General features: G+C 60.5%; 2 protein-coding genes. Both read right to left on the reverse strand.

Annotation, left to right across the window (positions count from 1 at the left end; genetic code table 11):
- Positions 1–186: 186 nt before the first annotated feature.
- Positions 187–1,896 (reverse strand): transposase, encoded by a 1,710-nt coding sequence (locus WBB85_RS21220; protein WP_432640569.1) that lies wholly within the window; start codon positions 1,894–1,896, stop codon positions 187–189.
- A 133-nt stretch (positions 1,897–2,029) separates the two neighbouring features.
- Positions 2,030–2,745 (reverse strand): 2-oxo acid dehydrogenase subunit E2 (locus WBB85_RS21225; protein WP_432640570.1); only part of this gene is annotated, 716 nt, incomplete at its 5' end.

A 2,745-nucleotide genomic window follows, 5' to 3' on the forward strand; every position in this document is an offset into this window, starting at 1 on the left:
TCCACTGGTCAGTGCGATACGCACCGCATCTTGGCGGAATTCGTCCGTCCGTTTCAGTCCCATAGTCAGTCTCCTTTGTTGCAGTAAATGCTATCAAAGGAGCGGCATCAAACCGCGACAGGTCCAGTTTGCCTCTTCGAATTCTCGTCCGAAACTGTGGCTATGGTCTTTGTAGGGTTCGACTGATCACATAAAATCCCGCTCGTAGATCCGCCCGCGGGCCAGCCCCAGACGCATCGCGGGCGTCTTCTTGTCGACACCCGGCTCGCACCAGTTGTGATAGAAGCGGTAGATCTCGATGAGCTTGGCCATCATGGCAGGCTTGTAGAGGTACTGCCGGTCCCATGCCTGCCTGACAGTACCTGAAACGGCCGGGCGGGCGGCGAAACGGACATTGCTCCGGAACTTGTGGAAATAGGAATCTACGCTCCTGAGCGTCGCCTGGCGCAGGAGACGCGCCTTCTGGCGATAGTCGTGATCCGGGCTGTCGGTCAACAGCCAGATCCGGCGGTTGGGTTCGGACTTCCGCGGGAACGGATATTGGAACCCATGCCGCAGATCGAAGCCGACGATCCGCGTGGTCACCTCCTCATCCACGAGGTCGGCGAAGTCCTGATCGGATAGCGCCCGGAGTTGCGTCAATCCGAGACCCGTCGCGGCCGCCAGTGCGTTCTGGCCTTCGGCCACGACCTGGTTGCGCATGTCATTGGTCATCCCCTTGTCGAAGCTGACGATGGCGATGTTGGCCCGTCCCGCCTTCACCTCGGGTGCGAAGACCGAGCAGAACGCCTGCCGGAGGCCCTTATCGTCATCCATCGCGAGCACGAGCGGCGCGTCGGTGCCGGCGAGGTGTTCGCGGAGTCGCATCGCGTGGGCGAACTGGAGAATGTCGTAGCGCACCAGCACCCCGTCATGTGGCAGCTGGTAGAGCTCGGCCTCGTCGATCTTCTTCTGCGCCAGGAGCCTTGCCAGATGCGCGTCGAACTCGGTCTTCGTCCAGACGCGGGCATGCTCCCTGAATGCAACGGAGACATCCTCCTCATCGGCCGCCACGGCCCGGATCTCGGCTTCTTCCATCGTCATCGAGGGATCGAGCTGGAGCGACGCCTCCATGATGTAGCCGGACCGCGCATGCGCGGTACAGAGATGCTGGACCATCACCGGCGCGCGCTTGCGCTTGGTCGGCCAGTTGATCGTCAGCGTCTGGCTGTCGGTCGCGAAGCGTGAACCGGCCGCCCGGAAATCGACTTGCGAGAAGTCCTGGCGGCGCACCGTGAAGGCGCGCACCTGATCGTAGAAGAAGTCGATCTTGCCGTAGAGATCGCGGTAGGAGATGTCGGTGATCTTTGAGATCTTCGACAGCGACATGTCGTTGCAGATCATCTGGAAGATCAGGCGGTTCTTGTCGCTCCGCCGGTGTCTCCGTGCTGGCTTGCCCGCCGAGAATGTCTTCAGGCACAGGCGGCAGCGCCAGCGCGAATCGCCACCTGCGGTCTTGCCGAACCTCCAATAGAACTCGGGATGCTTCTCCAGCGAGAGGCCATGAGCGAAACACCCCTCCGTCCGGCATGCCAGCACGGTCGGATCGCACTCTTGCAATCCCTTGAGTCTGCGGTATTCTTCGGCGATCGCGCGGTTGTTCTTCAGCCTGGCGGTCGCGGTGCAGTGCGGACAGTCGAAGAATTCTTCGTGTTGCGCGCCGGATACTGCGCCGCGGAGGACACCCGGCGGCGCAGTCGGCGCTCCGTTCGGTCGCTTGTAGGGGTCGGGAGTGACGCCGTAGGAGACACAGGTGGGTGTCCGGCAGAAGTTGACATCCACCCCCTCGAACGGGAGCGGAAACCGGCGCTCCAGCCCCGCATCGGCTGTCGAAGATATTTTCGAGACACACCCCACCTGACATCTCCCTCCGGATCTGGGTCAAGCGCAGTGTTCAAAGGACATATTGGCCGCAGTGCGGCCAATAGAAGCTCTTTTTTCAACATTTACCGTCAGGGGCTGGGGCGCAGCCCCGGCCTTTTTTTGTTGTTCAGGCCAGCATGGTCATCGGATTTTCCAGATAAGTCACAATGGCTTGCAGAAGTTCCGCCCCCAAGGCTCCGTCGATCACCCGGTGATCAACCGAAAGTGTCAGCGACATCACTGTCGCAACGCCAAGGCTTCCATCGGCTTTGACCACAGGCTTTTTCAGGCCAGCGCCGACAGCAAGGATCGCGGCATGGGGCGGATTGATTACCGCATCAAAATTCTCGACCCCCATCATCCCAAGATTTGAAATCGCAAAACTGCCGCCCTGATATTCATGCGGGGCAAGCTTGCGGTTTCGCGCCCTTGTGGCCAGATCCTTCATTTCCGCTGACAGGGTCGAGAGCGTCTTCACTTCCGCATCTTGCAAAACCGGCGTGAAAAGCCCGCCTTCGATGGCGACGGCAACCGCCACATCGGACGGCTTAAGCCTGAAGACCCGGTCGCCGGCCCAGACGGCATTGGCGTCGGGCACCGCTTGCAGCGCCAAAGCGCAGGCCTTGATGATGAAGTCATTGACCGACAGCTTCACCCCGCGCGCCTCCAATCCCTTGTTCAATTCCGCCCGAAACGCCATCAACGCATCCAGTTCGACCGAGCGGCGAAGGTAGAAATGCGGGATGGTCTGCTTGGCCTCTGTAAGGCGGGCCGCAATGATTTTGCGCATACCGTCGAGCGGGACTTCTTCGTATTTGCGGCCTTCATAGATCTTGGCAACGG

This window comes from Albidovulum sp., assembly GCF_049646345.1.
Classification (GTDB): domain Bacteria; phylum Pseudomonadota; class Alphaproteobacteria; order Rhodobacterales; family Rhodobacteraceae; genus Albidovulum.